This is a genomic window from Streptomyces sp. UNOB3_S3, assembly GCF_020740895.1.
GTDB lineage: Bacteria > Actinomycetota > Actinomycetes > Streptomycetales > Streptomycetaceae > Streptomyces.
Genome location: NZ_JAILXP010000571.1, coordinates 1 through 3010, shown reverse-complemented (window position 1 = coordinate 3010; position 3010 = coordinate 1). Strand labels below are relative to the sequence as shown.

The window sequence follows — 3010 nt, the reverse complement described above, 5'->3', positions numbered from 1 at the left end:
TTCGTTGGGGTCGGGGACGCCCGGGGGAAGCATCTGGCGGCGCTTGGGGCCGCCCTCGGCCGCCTCGCCGGGCTCCTTCGCGCCCGGCCAGGCCTTCACCACACGCGCCGCGAGGACGAAGTCCTTGCGCAGCGGGTGGCCCTCGAAGCCCTCGGGCAGCAGAAGCGGTACGAGGTGGGGGTGGCCCGGGAAGTCGATGCCGAACATCTCGTGCGTCTCGCGCTCGTGCCACGCCGCGCCCGCGTAGACGTCCACCGCGCTGGGCAGCGCGGGGGCCTCGTGCGGCACGGTCGTGCGCAGGAGCAGCCGGCGCGTCGCGCCGCCCGCGCCCGGCAGCGCCGCCACGTGCGCGCAGACGCGGAAGCCCGTGCCGGGCTCGTCGACGGCGCTCAGCCAGTCGAAGAACGTGCAGCCCAGCACGGAACGCGCGGTCTCGAGCGCGGTCAGCCACTCCCCGGCCGGGACGTCGACCGTCAGCAGGTCGTACGCCTCCTCGGCGGTCGCGTCCGCGCCGAAGAGGTCCGTCACGGCGCGGGGGAGCCACCCCGCGGTGGGCGAAGGCTCGCTCATCGGTCCGTCTCCTCGGCAGCCGGGGCGGCGGCCCCCGCGGGGGGAGGCGGCGGCGTCACGAGGCCGCTGCGCAGCGCCGCCGTGGACGCCCGTCCCCCGGCGGAGCCGTACCGCTCGCCGAGCGACTCCTTCGCGATCTTCTCCTGGAGCTTGATGATCCCCTGGAGCAGCGCCTCCGGCCGCGGCGGGCAGCCCGGCACGTACACGTCCACGGGGATGATCTGGTCGACGCCCTTGGTGACCGAGTACGAGTCCCAGTAGGGCCCGCCGCAGTTGGAGCAGGCGCCGAAGGAGATCACGTACTTGGGCTCGGGCATCTGCTCGTACAGCCGCTTCACGGCCGGGGCCATCTTGTCCGTGACCGTGCCCGAGACGATCATGAGGTCGGCTTGGCGGGGGCCGGGCGCGAAGGGGATCACACCCAGGCGGATGAAGTCGTGCCGCGCCATGGACGCCGCGATGAACTCGATCGCGCAGCAGGCGAGCCCGAAGTTGAAGACCCACAGGCTGTAGCGGCGGCCCCAGTTCAGGACGACCTTCATGGGCTCGGGGGCCAGGCGCGCCAGCGGGCCGAGCCGGCGGGGCTCGGGCAGGTCGACCGGGGGTGTCACGTCCATTCCAGGACGCCCTTCTTCCATGCGTACAACAGGCCCACGGCGAGGAAGCCGAGGAAGACGAACATCTCCACGAGCGTCGCCCCGCCGAAGCCCGGCGCGGCGAACACCGTGGCCCAGGGGAACAGGAAGATCGAGTCCACCGCGAAGATCACGTACAGAAACGCATAGACGTAATAGCGGACCTGTGTGTGCGCCCAGCCCTCGCCGACCGGGTCCACGCCGCACTCGTACGTGAGCAGCTTCTCGGGCGTCGGCACCACCGGTCGCAGCAGCCGTCCGGCCCCGAAGGCCACGGCCACGAACAGCACGCCGATGACGGCGAGCAGTCCGACGACCGAATAGGCGTGGAAGTAGTCCGCCGCGAGCTGGACATCGGCGCCACTGGTGCGCACGGTCGCCTCCGGCACGTCCGCCCCTCGCTCCCTGTCCTGTTTGTTCGACGATCTGTACGCACGCGAGTCTAGGCCCTACGACGCCCCGGACGATCCGCCCCGGCGGGCGCGGGGTGGGGTTATCCCCACCCCGCGGCACCCACGGACCCCATGGCGGCAGCCGTCCTGACCAGGGCACGCTTGCCGTATGACCGCCCGTACCCACGCCCGTTCCCGCGCCGTCCAGGTCGCCGCCGAGGACGACGACCGGCTGCCTCCCGCGCGCTTCGCCTTCGGCTCCGCGACGTGGAAGGAGGTCGCGCACCTCCTCCTCAATCTGCTGGAGGGGATCCTCGGCTTCGTCTATGTCTCCCTCTGGCTCTACGCGGGCGCGCTGCTGTCGGTGACGGTCGTCGGGCTGCCGCTGCTGGCGGCCGGCCTGATGGGCGCGCGGGTGCTGGGCAGGGCCGAGCGGTGGCGGGCGCGGGCGCTGCTGGGCGTCCGGATCGACGAGCCGAGCCCGCTCTCCCGGCATCGCGCCACCGGTTTCCTCGGCCGGATGTGGATGACGCTGAAGGATCCGGTGGCGTGGCGCAGCACGCTGTACGCGTTCATACGACTGCCATGGGGTGTTCTCACGTTCGGCATCGCGCTGGCGTCCCTGTTCGTCGCGTGGCCGGTGCTGGGGCACATCGCGCGGGGGCTGACCAATGTGGACCGGGCGATGGTGCGCGGGCTGCTGTCGCCGTCGAGCGAGCTGGAGCGGCGGATCGCCGAGCTGGAGGAGGACCGGGGCGTGGTCGTGGACACCGCCGCGGCCGATCTGCGCCGTATCGAGCGCGATCTCCACGACGGCGCCCAGGCCCGTCTCGTCGCCCTGGCCATGGGGCTCGGGCTGGCGAAGGAGCGGCTGCTGGAGGACCCGGAGGCGGGCGCGCGGATGGTCGACGAGGCGCACGGCGAGGTGAAGCTCGCCCTCCAGGAGCTGCGCGACCTCGCCCGCGGCATCCACCCGGCGATCCTCACCGACCGCGGTCTCGGCCCGGCGCTGACGTCGGTGGCCGGGCGGTGCACGGTGCCGGTGACCGTGGCCGTGGACCTGGAGTCCCGTCCGGCGCCGGCGATCGAGGGCATCGCCTACTTCACCGTCTCGGAGCTCCTGCAGAACGTCAGCAAGCACAGCCGGGCCCGGACGGCGGAGGTCGAGCTGTGGCGCGCGGCGGACCGGCTGCTGATCCGGGTCAGCGACGACGGGCAGGGCGGCGCCTCGACCGCCCGGGGCAGCGGGCTGGCCGGGCTCGCCGAGCGGCTGGGCTCGGTGGACGGGCTGTTCGTCGTGGACTCCCCCGTCGGCGGCCCGACGGTCGTCACCGCCGAGCTGCCCTGGCGGAGCCGTACGGACGGGGGCGTGGACGGCCGTCCCTAACCGAAAGGTGGGGCTTTCCCCACCCC

General features: G+C 73.0%; 4 protein-coding genes. 1 reads left to right on the top strand and 3 read right to left on the bottom strand.

Annotation, left to right across the window (positions count from 1 at the left end; translation table 11 throughout):
• The 3 genes from K6I33_RS33740 to K6I33_RS33730 all read right to left on the bottom strand — a co-directional run.
• Positions 1 to 570, bottom strand: a 570-nt coding sequence (locus K6I33_RS33740; RefSeq protein ID WP_229358600.1) for an NADH-quinone oxidoreductase subunit C, incomplete at its 3' end; no start/stop codon positions are given.
• Positions 567 to 1187, bottom strand: coding sequence for an NADH-quinone oxidoreductase subunit B (locus K6I33_RS33735; RefSeq protein ID WP_229358599.1), 621 nt, complete (start codon positions 1185 to 1187; stop codon positions 567 to 569). The genes K6I33_RS33740 and K6I33_RS33735, both read right to left, overlap by 4 nt.
• Complete coding sequence (locus K6I33_RS33730; protein ID WP_126914744.1) at positions 1178 to 1594, bottom strand: NADH-quinone oxidoreductase subunit A; 417 nt, start codon at positions 1592 to 1594, stop codon at positions 1178 to 1180. Before K6I33_RS33730 ends, K6I33_RS33735 begins: the two co-directional genes overlap by 10 nt.
• 172 nt (positions 1595 to 1766) lie before the next feature.
• On the opposite strand from K6I33_RS33730, the gene K6I33_RS33725 reads away from it, so the two are divergent.
• Positions 1767 to 2984, top strand: coding sequence for a sensor domain-containing protein (locus tag K6I33_RS33725; protein WP_229358597.1), 1218 nt, complete (start codon positions 1767 to 1769; stop codon positions 2982 to 2984).
• Positions 2985 to 3010: the final 26 nt, after the last annotated feature.